At 59.1% G+C, this 26,016-nt stretch carries 26 protein-coding genes; 21 read left to right on the plus strand and 5 right to left on the minus strand.

Translation table 11 applies throughout. The features are described 5' to 3' along the window. Positions 1 to 510 precede the first annotated feature (510 nt). From mnmG to glmS, 16 genes are all read left to right on the plus strand, one after another. Positions 511 to 2,403: a tRNA uridine-5-carboxymethylaminomethyl(34) synthesis enzyme MnmG gene (mnmG, locus tag D906_RS05490; RefSeq protein ID WP_027614799.1), complete on the plus strand. Its 1,893-nt coding sequence runs from the start codon at positions 511 to 513 to the stop codon at positions 2,401 to 2,403. Beyond that, the gene (rsmG, locus tag D906_RS05495; protein ID WP_027614800.1) at positions 2,400 to 3,050 is read left to right on the plus strand and encodes a 16S rRNA (guanine(527)-N(7))-methyltransferase RsmG; all 651 of its coding nucleotides are present in this window, start codon (positions 2,400 to 2,402) and stop codon (positions 3,048 to 3,050) included. Before mnmG ends, rsmG begins: the two co-directional genes overlap by 4 nt. 18 nt (positions 3,051 to 3,068) lie before the next feature. Beyond that, positions 3,069 to 3,860 carry a ParA family protein gene (locus tag D906_RS05500; protein ID WP_012274913.1) on the plus strand — a complete coding sequence of 264 codons (792 nt, stop codon included), beginning with the start codon at positions 3,069 to 3,071 and terminating at the stop codon, positions 3,858 to 3,860. Between the two features lie 9 nt (positions 3,861 to 3,869). Beyond that, the gene (locus tag D906_RS05505) at positions 3,870 to 4,742 is read left to right on the plus strand and encodes a ParB/RepB/Spo0J family partition protein (protein WP_016712770.1); all 873 of its coding nucleotides are present in this window, start codon (positions 3,870 to 3,872) and stop codon (positions 4,740 to 4,742) included. A gap of 149 nt (positions 4,743 to 4,891) precedes the next feature. Continuing rightward, the gene (locus D906_RS05510; protein ID WP_011536507.1) at positions 4,892 to 5,299 is read left to right on the plus strand and encodes a F0F1 ATP synthase subunit I; all 408 of its coding nucleotides are present in this window, start codon (positions 4,892 to 4,894) and stop codon (positions 5,297 to 5,299) included. A gap of 16 nt (positions 5,300 to 5,315) precedes the next feature. Further along, entirely contained in the window at positions 5,316 to 6,185 is an 870-nt protein-coding gene (gene atpB, locus D906_RS05515; protein ID WP_003260030.1) for a F0F1 ATP synthase subunit A, read from the plus strand. A gap of 142 nt (positions 6,186 to 6,327) precedes the next feature. After that, positions 6,328 to 6,585 carry a F0F1 ATP synthase subunit C gene (atpE, locus tag D906_RS05520; RefSeq protein WP_003097235.1) on the plus strand — a complete coding sequence of 86 codons (258 nt, stop codon included), beginning with the start codon at positions 6,328 to 6,330 and terminating at the stop codon, positions 6,583 to 6,585. 56 nt (positions 6,586 to 6,641) lie between these two features. Further along, positions 6,642 to 7,112: a F0F1 ATP synthase subunit B gene (locus D906_RS05525; RefSeq protein WP_003253189.1), complete on the plus strand. Its 471-nt coding sequence runs from the start codon at positions 6,642 to 6,644 to the stop codon at positions 7,110 to 7,112. A gap of 12 nt (positions 7,113 to 7,124) precedes the next feature. After that, positions 7,125 to 7,661 (plus strand): F0F1 ATP synthase subunit delta, encoded by a 537-nt coding sequence (locus D906_RS05530; protein WP_003253191.1) that lies wholly within the window; start codon positions 7,125 to 7,127, stop codon positions 7,659 to 7,661. Between the two features lie 21 nt (positions 7,662 to 7,682). Beyond that, positions 7,683 to 9,227, plus strand: coding sequence for a F0F1 ATP synthase subunit alpha (atpA, locus tag D906_RS05535; RefSeq protein WP_016712768.1), 1,545 nt, complete (start codon positions 7,683 to 7,685; stop codon positions 9,225 to 9,227). 48 nt (positions 9,228 to 9,275) lie between these two features. Continuing rightward, positions 9,276 to 10,136, plus strand: coding sequence for a F0F1 ATP synthase subunit gamma (gene atpG, locus D906_RS05540; RefSeq protein ID WP_003253195.1), 861 nt, complete (start codon positions 9,276 to 9,278; stop codon positions 10,134 to 10,136). Positions 10,137 to 10,163: 27 nt separating this feature from the next. Next, positions 10,164 to 11,540 (plus strand): F0F1 ATP synthase subunit beta, encoded by a 1,377-nt coding sequence (gene atpD, locus D906_RS05545; RefSeq protein WP_027614801.1) that lies wholly within the window; start codon positions 10,164 to 10,166, stop codon positions 11,538 to 11,540. Positions 11,541 to 11,583: 43 nt separating this feature from the next. Next, positions 11,584 to 12,003, plus strand: coding sequence for a F0F1 ATP synthase subunit epsilon (locus tag D906_RS05550; protein WP_010955886.1), 420 nt, complete (start codon positions 11,584 to 11,586; stop codon positions 12,001 to 12,003). 122 nt (positions 12,004 to 12,125) lie between these two features. Continuing rightward, positions 12,126 to 13,493 (plus strand): bifunctional UDP-N-acetylglucosamine diphosphorylase/glucosamine-1-phosphate N-acetyltransferase GlmU, encoded by a 1,368-nt coding sequence (gene glmU, locus D906_RS05555; protein WP_027614802.1) that lies wholly within the window; start codon positions 12,126 to 12,128, stop codon positions 13,491 to 13,493. Between the two features lie 189 nt (positions 13,494 to 13,682). Next, positions 13,683 to 14,459, plus strand: a complete 777-nt coding sequence (locus tag D906_RS05560) for a DeoR/GlpR family DNA-binding transcription regulator (RefSeq protein ID WP_016712766.1) — start codon at positions 13,683 to 13,685, stop codon at positions 14,457 to 14,459. A gap of 3 nt (positions 14,460 to 14,462) precedes the next feature. After that, a complete protein-coding gene (gene glmS / locus D906_RS05565) occupies positions 14,463 to 16,298 on the plus strand; it encodes a glutamine--fructose-6-phosphate transaminase (isomerizing) (protein ID WP_016712765.1) in 1,836 nt (611 codons plus the stop codon). A gap of 54 nt (positions 16,299 to 16,352) precedes the next feature. Here glmS and lpdA read toward each other — a convergent pair whose 3' ends face one another. After that, positions 16,353 to 17,753: a dihydrolipoyl dehydrogenase gene (gene lpdA / locus D906_RS05570; protein ID WP_016712764.1), complete on the minus strand. Its 1,401-nt coding sequence runs from the start codon at positions 17,751 to 17,753 to the stop codon at positions 16,353 to 16,355. Positions 17,754 to 17,960: 207 nt separating this feature from the next. Between lpdA and cfaB the strand changes: the two genes are divergently transcribed. Beyond that, a complete protein-coding gene (cfaB, locus tag D906_RS05575) occupies positions 17,961 to 19,145 on the plus strand; it encodes a C17 cyclopropane fatty acid synthase CfaB (RefSeq protein ID WP_025754226.1) in 1,185 nt (394 codons plus the stop codon). Positions 19,146 to 19,181: 36 nt separating this feature from the next. On the opposite strand, the gene cls is transcribed toward cfaB, so the two are convergent. Next, positions 19,182 to 20,621 (minus strand): cardiolipin synthase, encoded by a 1,440-nt coding sequence (cls, locus tag D906_RS05580; RefSeq protein ID WP_019099172.1) that lies wholly within the window; start codon positions 20,619 to 20,621, stop codon positions 19,182 to 19,184. A 132-nt stretch (positions 20,622 to 20,753) separates the two neighbouring features. Here cls and D906_RS05585 point away from each other — a divergent pair, with 132 nt between their 5' ends. Beyond that, the gene (locus D906_RS05585) at positions 20,754 to 21,281 is read left to right on the plus strand and encodes a DUF3617 domain-containing protein (protein WP_016712761.1); all 528 of its coding nucleotides are present in this window, start codon (positions 20,754 to 20,756) and stop codon (positions 21,279 to 21,281) included. Here D906_RS05585 and folE2 read toward each other — a convergent pair. Next, a complete protein-coding gene (gene folE2, locus D906_RS05590; protein WP_019099171.1) occupies positions 21,265 to 22,170 on the minus strand; it encodes a GTP cyclohydrolase FolE2 in 906 nt (301 codons plus the stop codon). The two genes, D906_RS05585 and folE2, sit on opposite strands and share 17 nt — an antisense overlap. A 25-nt stretch (positions 22,171 to 22,195) precedes the next feature. After that, the gene (locus D906_RS05595) at positions 22,196 to 22,576 is read right to left on the minus strand and encodes a hypothetical protein (protein ID WP_019099170.1); all 381 of its coding nucleotides are present in this window, start codon (positions 22,574 to 22,576) and stop codon (positions 22,196 to 22,198) included. 114 nt (positions 22,577 to 22,690) lie between these two features. On the opposite strand from D906_RS05595, the gene zigA reads away from it, so the two are divergent. From zigA to D906_RS05610, 3 genes are read left to right on the plus strand one after another with little or no spacing between them, the layout of a single operon-like run. After that, the gene (gene zigA / locus D906_RS05600; protein ID WP_019099169.1) at positions 22,691 to 23,899 is read left to right on the plus strand and encodes a zinc metallochaperone GTPase ZigA; all 1,209 of its coding nucleotides are present in this window, start codon (positions 22,691 to 22,693) and stop codon (positions 23,897 to 23,899) included. Further along, positions 23,896 to 24,522: a DUF1826 domain-containing protein gene (locus D906_RS05605; protein WP_019099168.1), complete on the plus strand. Its 627-nt coding sequence runs from the start codon at positions 23,896 to 23,898 to the stop codon at positions 24,520 to 24,522. The genes zigA and D906_RS05605 overlap by 4 nt, the downstream gene beginning before the upstream one ends. 40 nt (positions 24,523 to 24,562) lie before the next feature. Next, positions 24,563 to 25,534, plus strand: a complete 972-nt coding sequence (locus D906_RS05610) for a GTP-binding protein (protein ID WP_027614804.1) — start codon at positions 24,563 to 24,565, stop codon at positions 25,532 to 25,534. Here the strand turns inward: D906_RS05610 and D906_RS05615 are convergent, their stop codons facing one another. Next, positions 25,535 to 25,927, minus strand: coding sequence for a DUF3301 domain-containing protein (locus D906_RS05615; RefSeq protein ID WP_016712755.1), 393 nt, complete (start codon positions 25,925 to 25,927; stop codon positions 25,535 to 25,537). Positions 25,928 to 26,016 lie beyond the last annotated feature (89 nt).

A 26,016-nucleotide genomic window follows, 5' to 3' on the forward strand; every position in this document is an offset into this window, starting at 1 on the left:
AGCGGCTTTTTTTTGCCTGCAATTTCTCATCTCAAGCCTCGAGCAGATCGCTGTGGGAGCGGGTTTACCCGTGACGAGGCCCTCGAAATTCACACATCACTCATCCACAGAAGGCAATCTGTGCTCAGGAGCCCTGTGGAAAACTCGCCTTCAGCTCCGTTGATAAGCAGGCTTTTTTGCTGAGGATAATCTGGCCTGTGGGTAAGGAGCCATTTAATCCACAGGCTAAACCGTGTTATCCATAACCCTCATGGCACTCTAACCACAGGGTTTAATTTCTCTCTACAATGCATGAACAAAGGGCTACAGAACCTTATCCACAGACAAGGCTGTGCATAAGAATAAACATAAAAACAAAGCTTTTTTAAATTTTTCCTCTTTGTTTTCTGTTGTTTGCCACTCATCCACAGACTGGTCAAAATTTGCTCAGACGGTTTCTTTAAAGGGGGTGAAGTCCCTATACTTGTCCGCTTACCTTCTCTATTCGCAAAAACAGGCACGAGGTGCGTGGTGGATTTCCCTTCCCGTTTTGAAGTGATCGTCATCGGCGGCGGCCATGCCGGTACCGAGGCTGCGCTTGCGTCTGCACGCATGGGTGTGAAAACCCTGCTGCTGACCCATAACGTGGAAACCCTCGGTCACATGAGCTGCAACCCCGCCATCGGCGGTATTGGCAAAAGCCATCTGGTCAAAGAGATCGATGCCCTCGGTGGCGCCATGGCGCTGGCCACCGACAAGAGCGGCATCCAGTTCCGCGTTCTGAACAACCGCAAGGGCCCGGCCGTACGCGCCACCCGAGCACAGGCCGACCGCGCCATCTACAAGGCAGTGGTGCGTGAAATCCTGGAAAACCAGCCAAACCTGTGGATATTCCAGCAGTCCTGCGACGACCTGATCGTCGAGCAGGACCAGGTCAAAGGCGTGGTGACCCAGATGGGCCTGCGTTTCTTCGCCGAATCGGTGGTACTGACCACAGGTACCTTCCTTGGCGGCCTTATCCACATTGGTTTGCAAAACCATTCCGGCGGCCGCGCCGGTGATCCGCCTTCGATCGCCCTGGCCCACCGCATGCGTGAACTGCCGCTGCGCGTCGGCCGCCTGAAAACCGGTACGCCACCACGCATCGATGGCCGCTCGGTGGACTTCTCGGTGATGACCGAGCAGCCAGGCGATACGCCGATCCCGGTCATGTCGTTCATGGGCAATGCCGAAATGCACCCACGTCAGGTGAGCTGCTGGATTACCCACACCAATGCGCGCACCCACGAGATCATCGCCTCGAACCTCGACCGTTCGCCGATGTACTCGGGCGTGATCGAAGGTGTCGGTCCGCGCTACTGCCCGTCGATCGAAGACAAGATCCACCGCTTCGCCGACAAGGAAAGCCACCAGGTGTTCATCGAGCCGGAAGGCCTGACCACCCATGAGCTGTATCCCAACGGTATTTCCACTTCGCTGCCGTTCGACGTGCAGCTGGAACTGGTGCGTTCGATCCGTGGCATGGAAAACGCCCACATCGTGCGCCCGGGCTATGCCATCGAATACGACTACTTCGACCCGCGCGACCTCAAGTACAGCCTCGAAACCAAAGTCATCGGTGGCCTGTTCTTCGCCGGGCAGATCAACGGCACCACCGGTTACGAAGAAGCCGGTGCCCAGGGCCTGCTGGCCGGTACCAACGCCGCGCTGCGTGCGCAGGGCCGCGACAGCTGGTGCCCGCGCCGCGACGAGGCATACATCGGCGTGCTGGTCGACGACCTGATTACCCTGGGTACTCAAGAGCCGTACCGCATGTTCACCTCGCGTGCCGAGTACCGCCTGATCCTGCGCGAAGACAACGCCGACCTGCGTTTGACCGAGAAAGGCCGCGAACTGGGCCTGATCGATGACCAACGCTGGGCCGCCTTCTGCGCCAAGCGCGAGGGTATCGCGCGCGAAGAGCAGCGCCTGAAGTCGACCTGGGTGCGCCCGAACACCGAGCAAGGCCAAGCCATTGTGGATAAGTTCGGTACCCCGCTTAGCCACGAGTACAGCCTGCTCAATCTGCTGGCGCGCCCGGAAATCGACTACGCCGGCCTGATCGAGGCGACCGGCGGTGATGCGATCGATCCACACGTTGCCGAGCAGGTCGAGATTCGTACCAAATACGCCGGTTACATCGATCGCCAGCAAGACGAAATCGCCCGCCTGCGTGCCAGCGAAGATACCCGCCTGCCTGTGGATATCGACTACTCGACCATTTCCGGCCTCTCCAAGGAAATCCAGGGCAAGCTTGGCCAGACCCGTCCGGAAACGTTGGGCCAGGCTTCGCGCATCCCGGGGGTGACCCCGGCGGCGATTTCCCTGTTGCTGATTCACTTGAAAAAACGCGGCGCTGGCCGCGAATTGGAGCAAAGCGCTTGAGTTCCCTGGTCACCCCGCAACACGCCGAAGAGTTGTCCACAGGTGCCCGCCAGCTTCGCGTTGAGCTGAGCACCGAGCATCACGAAAAGCTGCTCGGCTACCTGGCCCTGTTGATCAAATGGAACAAAGCCTACAACCTAACCGCCGTGCGCGACCCCGACGAGATGGTGTCGCGCCACCTGCTGGATAGCCTCAGCGTCATGCCGTTTATCCACAGCGAGCGTGTCAACTGGCTGGATGTGGGCAGCGGCGGAGGCATGCCTGGTATTCCCTTGGCTATCCTGCATCCGGACAAGCGCGTGACGGTGCTTGACGCCAATGGCAAGAAGACCCGCTTCCTGACCCAGGTGAAAATGGAGCTCAAGCTGGACAACCTCACGGTTATCCACAGCCGGGTCGAGGCCTTCCAGCCAGCGCAGCCGTTCGACGGCATCATCTCCCGTGCCTTCAGCAGCATGGAGAACTTCACCAACTGGACCCGCCACCTGGGCGACACCGGGACGCAATGGCTTGCAATGAAGGGGCTGCATCCTGCCGATGAACTGGTAGCATTGCCCGCAGACTTCACAGTGGAAAGCGAACAGGCCCTGACCGTTCCGGGTTGCCAGGGCCAGCGCCATCTGCTGATACTGCGCCGCAAGGCATGACTGGGAACACACGCAACAATGGCTAAGGTATTCGCAATCGCGAACCAGAAAGGTGGTGTGGGCAAGACAACCACCTGTATCAATCTCGCCGCCTCGCTGGCGGCGACCAAGCGTCGTGTGCTGCTGATCGACCTCGATCCGCAGGGCAACGCCACCATGGGCAGCGGTGTGGACAAGCACGAGCTCGAGCACTCGGTCTACGACCTGCTGATCGGAGAATGCGATTTGGCCCAGGCCATGCATTACTCCGAGCACGGCGGTTTCCAGTTGCTGCCGGCCAACCGCGACCTGACCGCCGCCGAGGTGGTGCTGCTGGAAATGCAGGTCAAGGAAAGCCGTCTGCGCAACGCGCTGGCGCCCATCCGCGAGAACTACGACTACATCCTCATCGACTGCCCACCGTCGCTGTCGATGCTGACGCTGAACGCCTTGGTCGCTTCCGATGGCGTGATCATCCCCATGCAGTGCGAGTACTACGCACTGGAAGGTCTCAGCGACCTTGTGGATAACATCAAGCGCATCGCTGCCCGGTTGAACCCGGAACTGAAGATCGAGGGCCTGTTGCGGACCATGTACGATCCGCGCCTGAGCCTGAACAACGATGTTTCGGCGCAGCTGAAGGAGCACTTTGGCCCGCAGCTGTACGACACGGTCATTCCGCGCAACATTCGCCTGGCCGAGGCCCCGAGCTTCGGCATGCCGGCACTGGCTTACGACAAGCAATCGCGAGGCGCGCTGGCTTATCTGGCCCTGGCCGGGGAACTGGTACGCCGTCAACGCCGTCAATCACGCACTGCACAAACAACTTAAGGAATCCGTATGGCCGTCAAGAAACGGGGTCTCGGACGTGGGTTGGATGCACTGCTCAGTGGTCCTTCCGTCAGCGCGCTCGAAGAGCAGGCTGTGAAGATCGACCAGAAAGAACTGCAACACCTGCCGGTCGAGCTGATCCAGCGTGGCAAGTACCAGCCGCGCCGGGACATGGACCCGGAGACGCTGGAAGAGCTTGCGCACTCGATCCGCAACCATGGCGTGATGCAGCCGATCGTGGTGCGCCCGATTGGCGACAACCGCTACGAGATCATCGCCGGTGAGCGCCGCTGGCGCGCCACGCAGCAGGCCGGCCTGGACACGATCCCGGCCATGGTCCGGGAAGTGGCCGATGAAGCGGCCATTGCCATGGCGCTGATCGAGAACATCCAGCGCGAAGACCTCAACCCGCTGGAAGAGGCCCTGGCCCTGCAGCGCCTGCAGCAGGAATTCGAGCTCACCCAGCAGCAGGTGGCCGACGCCGTAGGCAAGTCGCGGGTGACCGTGGCCAACCTGCTGCGTCTGATTACGCTGCCTGAGGCGATCAAGACCATGCTCGCCCACGGTGACCTGGAGATGGGCCACGCCCGTGCATTGCTCGGTCTGGAAGAAAACCGTCAGGAGGAGGGGGCGCGTCATGTTGTCGCACGTGGCCTCACCGTGCGCCAAACTGAGGCACTGGTGCGTCAGTGGCTCAGTGACAAGCCTGATCCGGTCGAGCCGAGCAAACCTGATCCGGATATCGCACGCCTTGAACAGCGGCTCGCAGAGCGCCTGGGCTCGGCTGTCCAGATCCGTCATGGCAACAAGGGCAAAGGCCAGTTGGTTATTCGTTACAACTCCCTTGACGAGTTGCAGGGCGTGCTTGCTCACATCCGCTGAAACAATTCCTGTTGTAGCGCGCAGTCGGAAATCACTACCGAAGAGTTGAATAGGGGTTAATCCACCCCTATACTCTGCGCGCATTTTGTCGGCACAAATTATGCCAAGTCATAACTGACTTGTTGGTCGACTTCCGAGGAGCAGTTGTGATGGAAATCCGCACGCCAAACCGCCTGCCTTTCCATCGCTGGGCGGTTTTTCCGGTACTGCTGGCTCAATTCGTCGTACTACTGCTGGCAACCTTGGTGTTGTGGCAGTGGAAAGGGGTGGTCAGTGGATATTCAGGCCTTTGCGGAGGTTTGATTGCCTGGCTGCCCAATGTGTACTTCGCCTGGAAGGCTTTTCGCTTCAGCGGAGCTCGGGCGGCACAAGCCATCGTCAAGTCGTTTTACGCTGGCGAGGCAGGCAAGATGATTTTGACGGCAGTGCTTTTTGCACTGACCTTTGCAGGAGTGAAGCCATTGGCGCCGTTAGCAGTATTCGGCGTCTTCGTGCTGACCCTTTTGGTCAGCTGGTTCGCGCCCCTGCTGATGAATAAAAGACTTTCGAGACCTTAGGGCGTTTGAGGCAACCATGGCAGCAGAAACCGCTTCGGGCTATATCCAGCACCACTTGCAGAACCTGACCTACGGTCAACTACCAGACGGCAGCTGGGGCTTCGCCCATTCGGCTGCAGAAGCCAAGGCAATGGGCTTCTGGGCGTTCCACCTGGACACCCTGGGTTGGTCCGTCGCGCTGGGTCTGATCTTCCTGTTCATCTTCCGCATGGCGGCCAAGAAGGCGACTTCCGGTCAACCTGGCGGTCTGCAGAACTTCGTTGAAGTGATGGTCGACTTCGTCAACGGCAGCGTGAAGGACTCCTTCCACGGCCGTAGCCCGGTAATCGCTCCGCTGGCGCTGACCATTTTCGTCTGGGTATTCCTGATGAACGCCGTCGACCTGGTACCGGTCGACTGGATTCCTCAGCTGGCCATCCTGATTTCCGGTGACCCGCACATTCCGTTCCGCGCCGTGTCGACCACCGACCCGAACGCGACCCTGGCCATGGCCTTCTGTGTGTTCGCCCTGATCATCTTCTACAGCATCAAGGTCAAGGGCCTGGGCGGCTTCATCGGTGAGCTGACCCTGCACCCGTTCGGCAGCAAGAACATCTTCGTTCAGATCCTGCTGATTCCGGTCAACTTCCTGCTGGAATTCGTCACCCTGATCGCCAAGCCGATCTCGCTGGCACTGCGTCTGTTCGGCAACATGTATGCCGGCGAACTGGTGTTCATCCTGATCGCAGTCATGTTCGGCTCCGGCCTGCTGTGGCTGAGCGGCCTGGGTGTGGTGCTGCAATGGGCGTGGGCTGTGTTCCACATCCTGATCATCACCCTGCAAGCTTTCATCTTCATGATGCTGACCATCGTCTACCTGTCGATGGCGCACGAAGATAACCATTAAGACCGCCTGGCGTGTCTGATAGCCTTCCTCGCCTGTTCGGGGGGAGGGCTTAAAAAGTCCGCAAGGGCAGCTGTACTCACGATTTGTTTTACCGCTTCAAACTAAAAACCTAACCAATACGACGTAAAAGTCGGGAGGAAAGATGGAAACTGTAGTTGGTCTGACCGCTATCGCTGTTGCTCTGCTGATCGGCCTGGGTGCTCTGGGTACCGCCATTGGTTTCGGCCTGCTGGGCGGCAAATTCCTGGAAGGCGCTGCTCGTCAACCAGAAATGGTTCCGATGCTGCAGGTCAAAATGTTCATCGTTGCCGGTCTGCTCGACGCCGTAACCATGATCGGTGTTGGTATCGCTCTGTTCTTCACCTTCGCGAATCCGTTCGTTGGTCAGATCGCCGGCTAATCACTCGTCACCACGAGTTGATGGCTGTATGAATTAAGACCGAGCGAGGTGTTGGCGTGAACATTAATGCAACCCTGATTGGCCAATCCGTTGCTTTTCTGATTTTTGTACTCTTCTGCATGAAGTATGTATGGCCTCCGGTCATCACTGCTCTGCAAGAGCGCCAAAAGAAGATTGCCGACGGCTTGGACGCTGCCAACCGCGCAGCTCGCGACCTGGAGCTGGCCCAAGAAAAAGCGGGTCAGCAACTGCGTGAAGCTAAAGCACAGGCAGCCGAAATCATTGAGCAAAGCAAGAAACGCGCTGCTCAGCTTGTCGAGGAAGCCCGTGAACAGGCCCGCGTCGAAGCTGACCGTGTGAAGGCTCAGGCTCTGGCCGAGATCGAACAGGAACTGAACAGCGCTAAAGACGCCCTGCGTGCCCAAGTGGGTGCCCTGGCCGTTGGCGGTGCCGAAAAGATCCTTGGCGCCACAATCGATCAAAACGCGCATGCGGAGCTGGTTAACAAACTGGCCGCTGAAATTTAAGCGAGGGCGATCATGGCAGAACTGACCACGTTGGCCCGACCTTACGCTAAGGCTGCCTTTGAGCATGCCCAGGCCCATCAGCAACTGGCCAATTGGTCAGCCATGCTCGGCCTGGCTGCTGCGGTGTCGCAAGACGACACCATGCAGCGCCTGCTCAAGGCCCCGCGACTGACGAGCGCAGAAAAGGCCGCCACGTTCATTGACGTGTGCGGTGACAAGTTCAATGCACAGGCACAGAATTTCATTCATGTTGCCGCGGAAAACGACCGTCTCCTGCTTCTGCCGGAGATTGCCGCCCTGTTCGACCTGTACAAGGCCGAGCAAGAGAAATCCGTGGACGTGGAAGTCACCAGTGCCTTCGCGTTGAACCAAGAACAGCAAGACAAACTCGCCAAGGTTCTCAGTGCACGGTTAGGCCAGGAAGTGCGCCTGCACGCGTCGGAGGATGCCAGCCTGATTGGCGGCGTCGTCATCCGCGCTGGTGACCTGGTAATCGATGGCTCTGTTCGCGGCAAAATCGCGAAACTGGCCGAAGCATTGAAATCTTGAGTTTGAAGGGGCAGCAGAGCAATGCAGCAACTCAATCCTTCCGAAATTAGTGAAATCATCAAGGGCCGCATCGACAACCTCGATGTGAGCTCCCAAGCCCGTAACGAAGGTACCGTTGTTTCGGTATCCGACGGTATCGTGCGGATCCACGGTCTGGCCGACGTCATGTACGGCGAAATGATCGAGTTCCCTGGCAGCGTATTCGGCATGGCCCTGAACCTGGAGCAAGACTCCGTAGGTGCAGTGATCCTGGGTGCATACGACACCCTCGCCGAAGGCATGAGCGCCAAGTGCACCGGCCGCATCCTGGAAGTTCCTGTTGGTAAGGAACTGCTGGGTCGCGTCGTTGACGCACTGGGCAACCCGATCGACGGCAAAGGTCCTCTGGGCAACACCCAGACCGACGCAGTCGAGAAAGTGGCTCCAGGCGTCATCTGGCGTAAGTCGGTAGACCAGCCTGTACAGACTGGCTACAAGTCCGTCGACGCCATGATCCCTGTCGGCCGTGGCCAGCGCGAGCTGATCATCGGTGACCGTCAGATCGGCAAGACCGCCATGGCCATCGACGCCATCATCAACCAGAAAGACTCCGGTATTTTCTGTGTTTATGTTGCTGTCGGCCAGAAGCGTTCCACCGTTGCCAACATCGTTCGCAAGCTGGAAGAAGCCGGCGCCCTGGCCAACACCATCGTGGTCGTTGCCAGTGCTTCGGAATCCGCCGCACTGCAGTTCCTGGCGCCATACGCCGGCTGCACCATGGGCGAGTTCTTCCGTGACCGCGGTGAAGACGCCCTGATCGTTTACGATGACCTGTCCAAGCAGGCCGTTGCTTACCGTCAGATCTCCCTGCTGCTGCGCCGTCCACCAGGACGTGAAGCGTACCCAGGCGACGTGTTCTATCTCCACTCCCGTCTGCTGGAGCGTGCTTCGCGCGTTTCGGAAGAGTACGTCGAGAAGTTCACCAACGGCGCAGTCACTGGCAAAACCGGTTCCCTGACCGCCCTGCCGATCATCGAAACCCAGGCTGGCGACGTTTCCGCGTTCGTTCCGACCAACGTGATTTCCATCACCGACGGTCAGATCTTCCTGGAATCGGCCATGTTCAACTCGGGCATCCGCCCTGCAGTGAACGCCGGTGTTTCGGTATCCCGCGTAGGTGGTGCCGCTCAGACCAAGATCATCAAGAAGCTGTCCGGTGGTATTCGTACCGCGCTGGCTCAGTACCGTGAACTGGCTGCATTCGCCCAGTTCGCGTCCGATCTGGACGAAGCGACCCGCAAGCAGCTGGAGCATGGTCAGCGCGTTACCGAGCTGATGAAGCAGAAGCAGTACGCGCCAATGTCCATCGCAGACATGGCCCTGTCGCTGTACGCCGCTGAGCGTGGCTTCCTGACTGACGTAGAAGTCTCCAAGATCGGCAGCTTCGAGCAAGCACTGATCGCCTTCTTCAACCGTGATCACGCCGAACTGATGGCGAAGATCAACGTGAAGGGTGACTTCAACGACGAAATCGACGCAGGCCTGAAAGCCGGTATCGAGAAGTTCAAGGCCACCCAGACCTGGTAAGCCGCAGCGGGGGCCGTGGCCCCCGCTTGCTAACCTGATAGGTGATACATGGCAGGCGCAAAAGAGATTCGCAGTAAGATTGCGAGCATCAAAAGCACGCAAAAAATTACCAGCGCCATGGAGAAAGTGGCGGTCAGCAAAATGCGCAAGGCACAAATGCGCATGGCTGCTAGCCGTCCTTACGCGGAGCGTATCCGCCAGGTGATCGGTCATCTGGCCAACGCCAACCCCGAATACCGCCACCCGTTCATGATCGAGCGCCCTGTAAAGCGCGCCGGTTATATCGTGGTGAGCAGTGACCGTGGTCTGTGCGGTGGCTTGAACACCAACCTGTTCAAGGCCCTGGTCAAGGACATGAGCGCAAACCGCGAACAGGGCGTGGAAATCGACCTGTGCGTGATCGGCAGCAAGGGTGCGACTTTCTTCCGCATCTTTGGCGGCAACGTCGTAGCCGCGATCAGCCACCTGGGCGAAGAGCCATCGATCAACGACCTGATCGGCTCCGTCAAAGTGATGCTGGACGCCTACCTGGACGGCCGTATCGATCGCCTCTCGGTGGTTTCGAACAAGTTCATCAACACCATGACCCAGAAGCCAACGGTCGAGCAATTGGTACCGTTGGTGGCAACCCCGGATCAGGATCTCAAGCATCACTGGGATTACCTGTACGAACCCGACGCAAAAGAGCTGCTGGACGGCTTGATGGTGCGTTACGTGGAGTCGCAGGTGTACCAGGCGGTGGTCGAGAACAACGCTGCTGAACAAGCGGCCCGGATGATCGCCATGAAGAACGCCACAGACAACGCCGGTGATTTGATCAAAGAGCTTCAGTTGATCTACAACAAGGCGCGTCAGGCTGCGATCACCCAGGAGATCTCGGAAATCGTCGGCGGCGCTGCCGCGGTTTAACGGTTCACATATTCAGAGGATCCAGCTATGAGTAGCGGACGTATCGTTCAAATCATCGGCGCCGTCATCGACGTGGAATTCCCACGTGACGTCGTGCCGAGTGTTTACAACGCGCTGAAAGTACAAGGCGCGGAAACCACCCTGGAAGTTCAGCAGCAGCTGGGCGACGGCGTGGTTCGTACCATTGCGATGGGCTCGACCGAAGGCCTGAAGCGCGGTCTGGAAGTCGTTGACTCCGGCGCTGCCATTTCCGTTCCTGTTGGTAAGGCCACCCTGGGCCGTATCATGGACGTACTGGGCAACCCGATCGACGAAGCCGGCCCGATCGGCGAAGAAGAGCGTCGCGGTATCCACCAGCCAGCGCCATCGTTCGCTGACCAGGCAGGCGGCAACGACCTGCTGGAAACCGGCATCAAGGTTATCGACCTGGTTTGCCCGTTCGCCAAGGGTGGTAAAGTTGGTCTGTTCGGTGGTGCCGGTGTTGGCAAGACCGTAAACATGATGGAACTGATCCGTAACATCGCCATGGAACACAGCGGTTACTCCGTGTTCGCTGGTGTGGGTGAGCGTACTCGTGAGGGTAACGACTTCTACCACGAGATGAAGGACTCCAACGTTCTCGACAAGGTAGCGCTGGTCTACGGTCAGATGAACGAGCCACCAGGAAACCGTCTGCGCGTAGCGCTGACTGGCCTGACCATGGCCGAGAAGTTCCGTGACGAAGGTAACGACGTTCTGCTGTTCGTCGACAACATCTATCGTTACACCCTGGCCGGTACCGAAGTATCCGCACTGCTGGGCCGTATGCCTTCGGCAGTAGGTTACCAGCCGACCCTGGCTGAAGAGATGGGCGTTCTGCAAGAGCGCATCACCTCCACCAAGGAAGGTTCGATCACCTCCGTTCAGGCCGTATACGTACCTGCGGACGACTTGACCGACCCGTCGCCAGCGACCACCTTCGCCCACTTGGACGCCACCGTCGTTCTGTCCCGTGACATCGCCTCCCTGGGTATCTACCCAGCGGTCGACCCACTGGACTCGACTTCGCGCCAGCTGGACCCGAACGTGATCGGCAACGAGCACTACGAGACCGCTCGTGGCGTTCAGTATGTTCTGCAGCGCTACAAAGAGCTGAAAGACATCATCGCGATCCTGGGTATGGACGAACTGTCCGAGACCGACAAGCAACTGGTAGCCCGCGCTCGTAAGATCCAGCGCTTCCTGTCGCAGCCGTTCTTCGTGGCCGAAGTCTTCACCGGTTCGCCAGGCAAGTACGTTTCCCTGAAAGACACCATCGCTGGCTTCAGCGGCATCCTCAAAGGTGACTACGACCACCTGCCAGAACAAGCGTTCTACATGGTCGGCAGCATCGACGAAGCGATCGAGAAAGCCAAGAAACTGTAATTCCTGCGCCCCGCAAGGGGCGCTATCAGGTTGAGGCAAGCAGATGGCTATGACAGTCCATTGCGATATCGTCAGCGCGGAAGGAGAGATTTTCTCCGGCCTGGTCGAGATGGTAGTTGCGCACGGTAACCTGGGTGATCTTGGTATCGCTCCAGGCCACGCGCCGCTGATCACCAATCTCAAGCCTGGTCCGATCACGCTGACCAAGCAGGGTGGCGCCCATGAGGTGTTCTACATCTCTGGTGGCTTCCTCGAGGTTCAGCCAAACATGGTCAAGGTGCTTGCCGATACCGTGCAACGTGCTGCAGACCTGGATGAAGCTCAGGCTCAGGAAGCCCTCAAGGCTGCTGAGAACGCCCTGAATCTGAAAGGCGCGGACTTCGACTACGGTGCCGCCGCCGCACGTCTGGCCGAGGCCGCAGCCCAGCTGCGTACCGTCCAGCAAATGCGCAAAGGCAAGTAATCGGCCTTTGGCTGATAACTTCTGTTGCGATTGAGTAAAAGGGTAGCCTCGGCTACCCTTTTTCTTTTTCTGATTTTCCCCCCCCGGTCATTCCACTGACCGCCCAGGATTGGTAGCCAGTAATGTCACTCGATATCGTTATTCTCGCCGCCGGCCAAGGCACCCGCATGCGTTCGGCGCTGCCCAAGGTGCTGCACCCGGTAGCCGGCAACTCCATGCTCGGCCATGTTATCCACAGTGCGCGCCAACTGCAGCCGCAAGGTATTCATGTTGTGATTGGCCATGGTGCCGAGCTGGTTCGCGAGCGCCTTGCCGCTGACGACCTGAACTTCGTCATGCAGGATAAGCAACTGGGTACCGGCCATGCTGTTGCCCAGGCTCTGCCGGCGCTGACTGCCGACACCGTGCTGGTGTTGTACGGTGACGTGCCATTGATCGAAGTGGAGACCCTGCAGCGCCTGTTGGACAAGGCCAACGACCAGCAGCTGGGCCTGCTCACTGTTACCCTGGACGACCCGACAGGTTATGGCCGTATCGTCCGTGACGAGCAGGGCAAGGTAACTGCCATCGTTGAGCACAAGGACGCCAACGACGTGCAGAAAGCGATCAAGGAAGGCAACACCGGTATCTTGGCGTTGCCAGCTGCGCGCCTGGCTGACTGGATGGGCCGTCTGTCGAACAACAACGCCCAGGGCGAGTATTACCTGACCGACGTCATCGCCATGGCAGTGGCCGATGGCCTGGTAGTGGCAACCGAACAGCCGCACGACCCGATGGAAGTGCAGGGCGCCAATGACCGCCGCCAGCTGTCCGAGCTGGAGCGTCACTACCAGCTGCGTGAAGGCCGCCGCCTGATGGCCCAGGGTGTAACCCTGCGCGACCCGGCACGCTTCGATGTACGGGGTGAAGTGACCGTTGGTCGTGACGTGCTGATCGACATCAACGTGATTCTCGAAGGCAAGGTGGTCATCGAGGACGATGTGCAGATCGGCCCTAACTGCGTGATCAAGAACACCACCCTGCGCAAAGGCGCGGTGGTCAAGGCTAACAGCCACCTTGAAGGCGCCGTGATGGGCGAGGGTAGCGATGCTGGCCCGTTCGCCCGCCTGCGCCCAGGCAGCGTGCTGGATGCCAAAGCCCATGTGGGTAACTTCGTGGAACTGAAAAACGCCCACTTGGGCGAAGGCGCCAAGGCCGGTCACCTGACCTACCTGGGCGATGCCGAAATCGGTGCGCGTACCAATATTGGCGCCGGTACTATCACCTGCAACTACGATGGTGCGAACAAGTTCAAGACCGTGATGGGTGAGGACGTGTTCATCGGTTCGAACAACTCGCTGGTAGCGCCTGTGGAAATTCAGGCTGGCGCGACCACCGCAGCCGGTTCGACCATTACTCAGGCCGTCGAAGCCGGTGACCTGGCGGTGGCCCGTGCGCGCCAGCGCAACATCTCGGGCTGGAAGCGCCCGGAGAAAATCAAGAAGAGCTGATTTATTCACAGCTGTTTCGATCGAAAGCCGACTTATGTGAGTAAGTCGGCTTTTTTTTGGTTTTTTGCGGTGCCTGTAGGGCTGCAGCGAACCGGTAAAAACTATCCACAGGGCAGCGACAGCTTGACGAATCGTTCATCTTAGGTTTTGATTGCAACCATTATCTTTCGAAACGAAACTTAAGCACTCATGTCGAAACGAAATACCCCGCAGCGGCGGCACAACATCCTGGCGTTGCTCAGTGAGCAGGGCGAGGTGAGCGTGGACGCTTTGGCTAAACGTTTCGAGACTTCGGAAGTAACCATTCGCAAAGATCTCGCCGCTCTCGAAACCAACGGCCTGCTGCTACGCCGCTACGGTGGTGCGGTACCCGTGCCGCAAGAACTGCTCGGTGAGCCGGCCCAGCCTGTGTCTTCCTACAAGAAGGCCATCGCCCGTGCCGCTGTTGGTCGAATCCGCGAACATGCGCGCATCATCATCGACAGCGGCAGCACCACGGCAGCCATGATCCCCGAGCTGGGGCGTCAGCCTGGCCTGGTGGTAATGACCAATTCGCTGAATGTGGCCCGTGCCATCAGCGACCTTGAACACGAGCCGGTGCTGCTGATGACCGGCGGTACCTGGGACCCGCATTCCGAGTCGTTCCAGGGCCAGGTGGCCGAGCAGGTTTTGCGCTCTTACGATTTCGACCAGCTGTTCATCGGTGCCGATGGCATCGACCTCGGCCGGGGTACCACCACCTTCAACGAACTGCTGGGGCTTAGCCGGGTCATGGCTGAAGTTGCCCGCGAAGTGATCGTGATGGTCGAGTCGGACAAGGTGGGGCGCAAGATCCCTAACCTCGAGCTGCCCTGGAGCAGCGTGCACACCCTTATTACAGACGAACGACTGCCCGCAGCGGCACGTGAACAAATTCAAGCCCGCGGCATCAACCTGATCTGCGCCGCGATCAGCCAGGAGCAATAAAACATGTGTGGAATCGTTGGTGCCATCGCCGAGCGCAATATCACAGCCATCCTGATCGAAGGCCTCAAGCGTCTGGAGTACCGCGGGTACGACAGCGCAGGCCTGGCTGTTCTTACCCAAGGCGGTGAATTGCAGCGCCGTCGCCGTATCGGCAAGGTCAGTGAGCTGCAAGCCGCTGTAGCGGCTGACCCACTGGCTGGCCAGCTGGGTATCGCCCATACCCGTTGGGCTACCCACGGTGCGCCGACCGAAGGCAACGCCCACCCGCACTTCTCGGGCAATGAAGTGGCGGTGGTGCACAACGGTATCATCGAGAACCACGAAGAGCTGCGTGAAGAGCTGAAAGGCCTGGGCTACACCTTCACCTCGCAGACCGACACCGAAGTGATCGTCCACCTTATCCACAACACCCTGAAGAGCACTCCAGACCTGGCCGATGCGCTGAAAGCCGCCGTCAAGCGCCTGCATGGCGCTTATGGCCTGGCACTGGTCAGCGCCAAGCAACCCGACCGACTGGTAGCTGCACGCAGCGGCAGCCCTCTGGTCATTGGCCTGGGCCTTGGCGAAAACTTCCTGGCGTCCGACCAGTTGGCCCTGCGCCAGGTCACTGACCGCTTCATGTACCTGGAAGAAGGCGACATCGCTGAAATTCGCCGTGATCAGGTCACCATCTGGGACGAGAACGGCCACAAGGTCCAGCGCGAAACCGTGCAGTACCATGAAGGTGCCGAGGCTGCTGACAAGGGCAACTATCGCCACTTCATGCTCAAGGAAATCCACGAGCAGCCAAGCGTCGTTCAGCGCACCCTGGAAGGCCGCCTGGGCAAGGACAACGTGATGGTCCAGGCCTTCGGCCCGAAGGCTGCCGAACTGTTCGCCAAGGTGCGCAATGTGCAGATCGTTGCCTGCGGCACCAGCTACCACGCAGGCATGGTCGCCCGTTACTGGCTGGAAAGCCTGGCCGGCATCCCGTGCCAGGTGGAAGTGGCCAGCGAGTTCCGTTACCGCAAGGTGGTGGTGCAACCGGATACCCTGTTCGTTTCGATCTCGCAGTCCGGCGAAACCGCCGATACCCTGGCCGCGCTGCGCAACGCCAAGGAGCTGGGTTTCCTCGGCAGCCTGGCGATCTGCAACGTGGGCATCAGCTCGCTGGTACGCGAGTCGGACCTGACCCTGTTGACCTTGGCTGGCCCGGAAATCGGTGTGGCCTCGACCAAAGCCTTCACCACCCAGCTGGTGTCGCTGATGTTGCTGACCTTGGCCCTGGGCCAAGTGCGCGGTACCCTGGAAGCCGGTGTCGAAGCCGAACTGGTTGAAGAACTGCGTCGCCTGCCGACCCGCCTGGGCGAAGCACTGGCGATGGACGCCACTGTCGAGAAGATCGCCGAGCTGTTCGCCGATAAACACCACACCCTGTTCCTTGGCCGTGGTGCGCAATACCCGGTGGCGATGGAAGGTGCACTCAAGCTCAAGGAAATCTCGTACATCCACGCTGAAGCCTACCCGGCAGGCGAGCTGAAGCACGGCCCGCTGGCGCTGGTGGACAACGACATGCCGGTGGTTACCGTTGCGCCGAACAACGAGCTGCTGGAGAAGTTGAAGTCCAACCTGCAGGAAGTGCGTGCCCGTGGTGGCGAGCTGGTCGTGTTCGCCGACGAGCAGGCTGGCATGACCAATGGGGAAGGCACCCATGTGATCAAGGTGCCGCACATTGCCGATGCCTTGGCGCCAATCCTGTACACCATTCCGCTGCAGCTGCTGTCTTACTATGTCGCCGTACTCAAGGGTACCGACGTTGACCAGCCGCGTAACCTGGCCAAGTCGGTTACGGTTGAGTAAGTAGCGGACAGTCGCTGTTCAAGAGCCCTCCACACGGAGGGCTTTTTGTTCCTGTCAGATCTGCATTGCCATACCGTCCACATTCATCGCCGCCTGGCGCAATGCCTCGGAGCGGGTCGGGTGCGGGTGGCAGGTGAGGGCGATATCTTCCGCCGAGGCCGAGAACTCCATGGCCACGCAGAATTCGCCGATCATTTCGCTGACACTTGGGCCTACCAGGTGCACACCCAGCACCTCATCGGTTTCGGCATCGGCGATAACCTTGGCGAAGCCTTCGGTTTCGTGGTTGATCTTGGCGCGGCTGTTGGCGGTGAAGGGGAACTTGCCGACCTTGTAGGCACGGCCTTCAGCCTTGAGCTGCTCTTCGGTCTTGCCCACGGTGGCCAGCTCCGGGCGGGTGTAGATCACGCCCGGGATGAGGTTGTAGTTGACCTCGTGTGGCTTGCCGGCGATGCGCTCGATACAGGCCACCGCTTCGTCTTCGGCTTTATGTGCCAGCATCGGGCCGGAGGTGACGTCGCCAATCACCCAGACACCCGGCACGGATGTGCGGTGGTGTTCGTTGGCGAGCATGCCGCGCTTGTCGGTTTCCAGGCCTACGCTTTCCAGGTTCAGCCCTTTGGTATAAGGGCGGCGGCCGATAGCCACCAGCACATAGTCGGCCTGCAGTGATTCTGCCGTGCCACCGGCGGCAGGTTCCAGCACCAGGCTCACGCCGTCGGCACTGGCGGTGGCCTGGGTCACTTTGCTACCCAACTTGAACACCATGCCCTGCTTGGCCAGTGCCTTTTGCAGGGTCTTGGCGGTTTCCGTGTCGGTGCCCGGGCAAATACGGTCGAGGTATTCGATGACCGTGACCTGGCTTCCCAGGCGGCGCCAGACCGAACCCAGCTCAAGGCCGATCACACCGGCACCGATGACGACCAGGTGCTTGGGCACTTGGGGCAGGGACAGCGCACCGGTCGAATCGATGATGCGCTGGTTGTCGATGGTCACGCCCGGCAGCGGGGTGGGTTCGGAGCCGGTGGCAATGACAATGTCCTTGGCCTGCAGCGCAGTTTCGCTGCCGTCTTCGGCCTTGACCACAACCTTGCCAACGCCATCCAGGCGGCCCCAGCCCTTGATCCAGTCCACTTTGTTTTTGCGGAACAGATACTCAATGCCTTTGGTCAGCCCGGTTACGCTCTCGTCCTTCTGTTTCATCATCTGGGCGAGGTTGAGGGTGGGTTTTACTTCGATACCCAGGTGGGCGAACTCGTCGCCACTGGCAGCCTCGTACAGTTCGGAAGCGTGCAGCAACGCCTTGGACGGCATGCAGCCCACGTTCAGGCAGGTGCCGCCCAAGGTCGAGCGGCCTTCCACACAGGCAACGGTCAGGCCCAGCTGGCCGGCGCGGATGGCGGCGTTGTAGCCACCAGGGCCACCGCCGATGATCACCACGTCATAGGATTTCATGGGTTCAACTCCAGGATGAAGAAGCGCGAGAGGGGCACAAGGTTAAGCTGAGATGTTAGAATTGTATACAATCCTCTATGTGGATAAGATCAGTTGGTTCTAGACCATGGTCTCGTATAGGGGAAACCTTCCACGAATGAACTACTCTGATCCGGCGACGTTCGAAATATCAGGCGTCGTGGCCATATACGGACAGGAGGGTCGTTCATGCTTGCTCAACTTCCACCGGCACTGCAGAGTTTGCATCTGCCGCTGCGGCTGAAACTGTGGGACGGAAACCAGTTCGATCTGGGGCCGAGCCCGCAGGTCACGATCCTGGTCAAGGAGCCTCAGCTTATTGGCCAGTTGACCCACCCAAGCATGGAACAGCTGGGCACAGCATTCGTTGAAGGCAAGCTGGAACTGGAAGGCGATATCGGTGAAGCCATTCGTGTGTGCGATGAGCTGAGCGAAGCGCTGTTCACGGACGAAGACGAACAGCCGCCGGAACGCCGATCTCATGACAAGCGCACTGACGCCGAAGCCATCTCTTACCACTATGACGTATCCAACGCCTTCTACCAGTTGTGGCTGGATCAGGATATGGCCTATTCCTGTGCCTACTTCCGTGAACCGGACAACACGCTCGACCAGGCGCAGCAGGATAAATTCGATCACCTGTGCCGCAAGCTGCGGCTGAATGCCGGTGACTACCTGCTAGACGTTGGGTGTGGTTGGGGTGGGCTTGCGCGTTTTGCAGCACGCGAATATGACGCCAAGGTTTTCGGTATTACCCTGAGCAAGGAGCAGCTCAAGCTCGGCCGGCAGCGTGTCAAAGCCGAGGGCTTGGCCGACAAAGTGGACCTGCAGATTCTCGATTACCGCGATTTGCCTCAAGATGGTCGCTTCGACAAAGTGGTCAGCGTGGGCATGTTCGAGCATGTCGGGCATGCCAACCTGGCGCTGTATTGCCAGAAACTGTTCGGTGCTGTCAGGGAAGGCGGGCTGGTGATGAACCACGGTATCACCGCCAAACACGTCGATGGCCGTCCGGTAGGGCGGGGTGCAGGTGAGTTCATCGACCGTTATGTATTCCCCCACGGCGAGCTCCCTCATTTGTCGATGATCAGCGCCAGTATCTGTGAAGCGGGGCTGGAGGTGGTAGACGTGGAAAGCCTGCGTCTGCACTACGCCAAGACCTTGCACCACTGGAGCGAAAACCTGGAGAACCAGTTGCACAAAGCCGCGGCGCTGGTGCCGGAAAAAACCCTGCGTATCTGGCGCCTCTACCTTGCAGGCTGTGCCTATGCGTTTGAGAAAGGCTGGATCAACCTGCACCAGATTTTGGCAGTGAAGCCTTATGCGGATGGCCACCACGATTTGCCATGGACGCGGGAGGACATGTATCGCTGAACCCCATGGCCGCCTCTGCAAGGGAGGCGGCCTTTCTCACAGAATGGGTGAAATCAGTCGCGCAATCCGCATCCCCAATTGCTGTAGCCGATGTGTATCGCGGCTGTCCTCCGCAGTAATCTCCCGCGCCTGTTCAAAGTCTTTGATCAGCATGTGTTCGACCTGGTCGGCGAAGTTGCGGTCGACCGTTAGCAGGGTGATCTCGAAGTTCAGCCGGAACGAACGGTTGTCCAGGTTGGCACTGCCGATTGCGCTTACCTCATCATCTACCAGCACCACCTTCTGATGCAGGAAGCCGGGCTGGTAGCGGAACATGCGCACACCCGCGCGCACGGCTTCGAAGGCGAACAGGCTGGAGGCGGCATAGACGATGCGGTGGTCTGGCCGTGACGGGATCAGTACCCGCACATCGACACCCCGTAGTACCGCCAGGCGCAGTGCAGCAAAGACCGCTTCGTCCGGGATGAAGTAAGGGCTGGTGATCCATACCCGCCGGGTAGCGGAATGGATCGCCTCGAGGAAGAACAACGAGCAGGTTTCCTGCGGGTCGGCGGGGCCGCTGGCCAACGCCTGGCACAGCACGCCGTTATCCGGGTAGGCATCCGGCAGAATCAGCGGCGGTAGCTGGCGCGTGGCCCAATACCAATCCTCGGCGAACGACTCCTGCAGGCAGGCCAGCACCGGCCCGCTGATCTGCACATGGGTGTCGCGCCAGGGCGACAGCTGAGGATGCTCTCCGAGGTATTCGTCCCCCACGTTGTGGCCGCCGATAAAGCCGAGCAGGCCATCCACCACCACAATCTTGCGATGGTTACGGAAGTTCACCTGGAAGCGGTTGAACCAGCCGCGGCGGGTGGCGAAGGCATGGATCTGCACACCACCGTTGCGCAGTTGCTGGCTGTAGCTGGCCGGCAAGGCATGGCTGCCGACGCGGTCATACAGTACGAACACCTGTACCCCCTCGGCGGCCTTGCGCAACAGCAGTTGCTGCAGTGCCTTGCCGAGGGTGTCGTCATGAATGATGAAGAACTGCACCAGCACCACATCGCGTGCCTTTTCGATAGCCGCGAAGATGGCATCGAATGTGGCTTTGCCATTGACCAATAGCTTTACTTGGTTGTTCGCAAGGCAAGGCATGCGCCCCAGCTTGGGCATGGCGCGCAAGGCTGTGTAGCTTTCCGACTCGCGGGCGGTGAGAGCTTCTTCCACCCAAGGCCGCCAGTTTAGGTTGGCCATGGCCACGTGCATTTCCTGGTTCGCCTGGCGCCGGGCCTTGATGTAGGCATAGAACGAGCGGGCGCCGAAGATCAGGTAGGGGATCAAGGTGAGGTAAGGGATGAAGAACAGGGGCATGGCCCAGGCAATCGCGCCTTGGGCGGTGCGTACAGTGAACAGTGCGTGGAGCGCGGCGACGACACCCAACAGGTGGATAAGGCCGAGTAGGTAACCAAAAAAGTAGGGGCTGTGGTAATCCATATGCATCCTGCTTGCCGAGTACACTTGGGGTAACAGAACACGTTCCCGGCCCGCCTTGCAACCCGCAGGTGGATTTGGCGTCTAAGGCTCAGCCCGGCCCGTTTGGCCGGCTTTTCTCAGGAGCGTTCATCCATGAAGATTCGTCTGCCACTGTTGGCGTTGGCCCTAGGTATGAGCAGCCCGCTGGTGCATGCCCAGATGCTGCAGCCGGGTTTGTGGGAGCTGACCACCAGCAACATGCAGGTCGATGGCAAGCCGTTACCTGACATGGCGTTCATGCTCGGCCAGCTGAAAAACCTGCCGCCCGAGCAGCGTGCCATGATGGAAGGGGTGTTGGCCAAACAGGGGGTGACCGTTGGAGGAAATGGCGTGCGTTCGTGCCTGACGCCAGAGCAGGTGGCAACCAATGACATCCCGCTGCAAGACCCGAAATCCGGCTGCACTCAGAAGATCACCGACCGAACCGGTAATGTGTGGAAGTTCCAGTTCAGCTGCCCGAAGGCTCAGGGCAGTGGCCAGGCTACTTTCCTCAGTGATCGTGAATTCACCACCCAGGTCAGTGGTACGTTCAACGCTTCAGGGGTGCAGCAGCAAGGCAGCATGAACACCCGTGCGGTGTGGTTAGGCAATGACTGCGGCGCGGTTAAACCGCGCAGCTGATATTCCATTGCCACTGGCTGGTGGCAACCGCGTCGTGGGCATGCAGGCTTTCTGCATGTTCCACACGCAGCTTGAAAGCGGTACTCCATTCAACTTGCCGTAGTGCCTTGTGCAGGCGTCGGGCGGCGTCCTCACAGAACATCAAGTTTTGCCCGTTGGCCAAGGCGAAGGCTTGTTCATCTGCGCGCTTCACTGCTGTCTGCACCGCTGTACCCAAGCTCGCCTCTATACGATCGATCAGTTCGGTAATTGGCAGCACCTGCTGACTGCTGTGCAGGCGCACCTGAATCTGAGCCTTGCTTCGCTGGCTATGAGGTGTAGCTACAATTCCTTCGGCACTGCCAAGCCATTGCAGAACGGCAGATTTATCAACCTGCTGCTCGCTGAAGCTCGCCTGAAACTGTTGTTGAATCAGCTGCCTTGCAAGTGCTGCCGAGCAAGGGCAGGTCGAGGAGTAAGGCACGGAAACCGATAGTTCCACGTGGAACATTTCATTTTCGATTCGCGCATCGACGGTTACGGCATAGCTTTTCCAGCCTGCCAAGGGGCTGACCAACGCAGGTCTTTTCAGCAGATGCTCGAAGCTGATTCGCAAGTAGGCAGCGGAAGACAGACCGTCATGGCTGGACAGAAAATCTTCCAGGAGCTGCCTCATTGCCAGCGGTGTGAGTGGCTGGTGTTCCAATGACTCCAGTGCAAGGTAAAGCCGCGACATATGGATGCCGCGTGAACTGCCATCCACCAGGCTTACCCCTGCATCGACTTTGGCAGCTGCGGTACGCCCTTCGAACTGCACAGGCAGGGCAATTCCGCACATGCCAACCCAGCTCAACGGCAAGGTGTGCTTCTGGGTTTGTGCGGCGATATCGGGGAGCTTGAGCTGGGTCATTTGGCTTTCCAGATAAAAAGAGGCATCAACGGCAACCGCCAATCAAGCTGCAATGCAGGTTGAAGCGCTGCCCGCTGGAGCTGGATACGCGGTTCAAAGTGGTCCAGCCAACACGGCGGCTGTGGCCCACCCAGGCCTCACCATCGCTGGCCAGGCCGGTGAAAAAGGTCAACGTGCCGTAGCGGCTGTTGGTTTGTGCCCATAGTCGCCGGGTGGCGTGGTCGTAGCCGCGCAGGTAGAACGTACTGCCGTCGGTGCGCACGCTGTAGTAACTACCTTTGCTGTCCTGGCAGGCGAGCAGTGTGGCGCTTCGCGTACAAAGCGCCAGCGTACTGGCTTGTGGCATGGCCAACAGCACGTTGGGCACAGCGAGCAGCAGCAACGCCATGGCGCGTGACAGATACATGTTTTATCCCCGGTAAGCACTCGTCCGTCGAGAACGGCTTGGCGAAATTGTATTGTTACTTTATAACATTGTGCAATGCATCGTTTCGAATGCGTCCGCCTGAAGAGGTTCGCCATGCCCAATCGTCTCCCCGTCACCGTGCTGTCCGGCTTTCTTGGCGCCGGCAAGAGCACTTTGCTCAACCATGTATTGCGTAACCGTGAGAACCTGCGGGTCGCGGTTATCGTCAACGACATGAGTGAAATCAACATTGATGCCAGCGAGGTGCAGCGCAATGTGAGCCTCAACCGCGCTGAAGAGAAACTGGTCGAAATGAGCAACGGCTGCATCTGCTGCACATTGCGTGAAGACTTGCTTGAGGAGGTGGCGCGGCTGGCCGAAGAAGGGCGTTTCGATTATTTGCTGATCGAGTCTACTGGCATCTCGGAGCCACTGCCGGTGGCAGAGACATTCACCTTCCGTGACGAACAGGGCCGTAGCCTGTCCGATATGGCGCGCCTGGACACCATGGTTACGGTGGTCGATGGCTTGAACTTCTTGCGCGATTACCAGGCAGCAGACAGCCTGGCCAGCCGTGGCGAAACGTTGGGTGAAGAAGACGAGCGGTCGATCAGTGACCTGCTGATCGAACAGGTCGAGTTCGCCGATGTGCTGTTGCTGAGCAAGATCGACTTGATCAGCCAGCATGAGCGTGAAGAACTCATCGCCATCTTGCGCAGCCTCAATGCACGGGCGCAGATCGTGCCCATGGTCATGGGCCAGGTACCGCTGGCGCGTATCCTCGACACTGGCCTGTTCGACTTTGACCAGGCAGCCCAAGCGCCGGGCTGGCTGCGGGAGCTGCGTGGTGAGCATGTGCCGGAAACCGAAGAGTATGGAATCGCGGCCATGACCTGGCAGGCCCGACGTCCGCTTCATCCACAGCGCTTTTTCGACTTTATCCACACGCAATGGAGCAATGGGCGGCTTTTGCGTTCCAAAGGTTTTTTCTGGCTGGCCAGCAAGTACCAGGAAGCCGGTAGCTGGTCGCAGGCGGGCGGAATGATGCGCCACGGTCTGGCTGGCCGCTGGTGGCGTTTCGTGCCTCGCGAGCAATGGCCGCAGGATGTGGATAACACTGGCGCGATCTTGAAACACTGGACGGCTGAGACCGGTGATTGCCGCCAAGAGTTGGTGTTCATCGGGCAAAACATCGACTTCGAAAAATTATCCACAGCCCTTGATGCCTGCCTGTTGACGGACCAGGAAATGGATTTGGGCCACATGGGCTGGTTGCGTTTGCCCGACCCGTTCGGCCCATGGCACGAAGAGGTGGCAGCATGAACTTGGCACACCGGCCTGTGGATATCTTTCAGGTGTTCGGCGAAACCCCGCAAGTGCTGACAGAAGTACTGCAGGATGGTGTGAACCTGGCCGTTTGGCGCCGACGGTTGCCGGCGCAGCTGGAAGACTTTGCGGACCTGTTGATAAGTCTTGGTCAGCCCTTGGCTGATCAACGGGTAATCGATGTGGATGAGCAGCAAACACCGGTATTGCCCGACCTGATGCGTGAAGCGGCAGATTTACACGGCTACGAGGCGTTCGTTGCTGATGTGACCTGGCTGGTGGCGGCTTACACCTGCCTGGTTGGCGCTCGACGGGTTGGCTTGCGTCTGCGGGTACTGGCTGGCCCCATGTGCCCGCGTTTCCATGTGGATAACGTGCCGTTGCGGTTGCTCACCACTTACGTCGGCCCAGGCAGCGAGTGGTTGCGAGAGCAGGAAAGCCCGCGTGGGGAGTTACACACAGCCCAAGTTCCTGTGGGTAACATTCAGCATCTGCACGCTGGCGAAGTGGCCATACTTAAAGGTGAGAAGTGGCAAGGTAACGAAGGCGCAGGGCTGGTGCATCGTTCGCCTTCGGGCCAGCAGGGGCGTCTGTTGCTCAGCCTTGACTGGCTTGCCTGACAGCGCATAGTGAGGCATCGCCACCGCTTGAAGCCATGCCATGCTGCAGAACATACCCACCCACGTGATAGCCGGCCCGCTGGGGGCCGGCAAAACCACCCTGATCCGTCATCTGCTGGCTCAGCGCCCAGCCCATGAGCGTTGGGCTGTATTAATCAATGAGTTTGGCCTGGTAGGGCTGGATGCGGCCTTGCTCAGCCGTGACGAAGATGGCATCGCCATCGGGGAAGTCGCAGGCGGCTGCCTGTGCTGTGTCAATGGCATGCCGTTTCAGGTGGGCTTGGGTCGGTTACTGCGCAAATCCCGGCCTGATCGGCTGTTTATCGAACCTTCCGGGCTGGGTCACCCATTGCAGTTGCTTGCTCAGCTGCAACAGGCTCCTTGGGCCGGAGTGCTGACAATCAAGCCATTCCTGATGGTGGTGGATGCGCAATCCATAGCGCGTGACGAGCCGCTTCCAGAGGCTCAACAGCAGGCTTTCGATGTGTCTGAAAGCGTGGTTTTCAACAAATCAGAAGTTGTGGATGAAAAATGTAAGTTGTTGATAACTAATAAATTTAAAGACAAGAAAATCATCTGGGCCGTGCAGGGGAAAGTGCCATTCTCAAGCCTACCCGGCAGCCCTGAGCAGATTGTCGACAGCCCATTTGAGGAGGACCGGATTGTCGACAATCTTGAGAGTAGCCCAGGAATATTGTGGACAGACCCAGGTCAGCCTATCTGTCTTGCCCAGCAGGGGGAGGGTGGTTGGAGTATTGGCTGGCGCTGGCACCCGGGCCAACAGTTTTATCCACAGCGGGTACAGGCGTTCTTGCGCGCATGGCCCTGGCGTCGCGCCAAGGGTGTTATCCACAGCGTGGATGGCTGGCAATCATTCAATGGGCTGAGGGGAGACATGCCCGCCTGGCAGCCTAGCGACTGGCGCAGGGACTCCCGTATCGAGCTGATTTTCGATCAGCCGCAATCGCAACCCGCACTGCAAGCCGGGTTGAGCGAGTCCCGCGTCAGTTGATCAATTGCGCCAGCGGTTGTGCTCCTGGCGCCACTGCTGCATTTCGATGACGTTGTCGGTGCGCGGTGGTGTCTTGATTTCGAACGGATAGGGTGCGAGTTCGATCTGCACACTGTGGGCGCCGAACTGGGTCACCGTGCCGGGATGGCGCTGCTCGCCGGTAACGGTGAACTCGAAGGCGTAGATGCGCGCCAGGCGCTTGCGGCCGTTGGCATCGCGCACAAAGGCGATACGCTTGAGCGCGACGGCGTCGTCGAGCAATTCGAGGTCAAGCTTGGCGCAATGCTGTTTCACCCGTTCCAGGGCTTTTTCGCGCAACCCATGGTTGTGCCACAACCAGGCGCCTGCCGTGGCTACCAGCATCAGGACGAAGAGGTTCTCCAGGGTCAACATTTGCATATGCTCCAAACAGGTAGATCCAGCTTAACTGCGTCCCTGGCCTGTCGTACAGGTGGCAATCGAGTTCATACTGCGCTGCGCAC

Origin of the sequence: Pseudomonas sp. LAIL14HWK12:I1 (genome assembly GCF_003202095.1) — a bacterium.
GTDB classification, from domain to species: domain Bacteria; phylum Pseudomonadota; class Gammaproteobacteria; order Pseudomonadales; family Pseudomonadaceae; genus Aquipseudomonas; species Aquipseudomonas monteilii.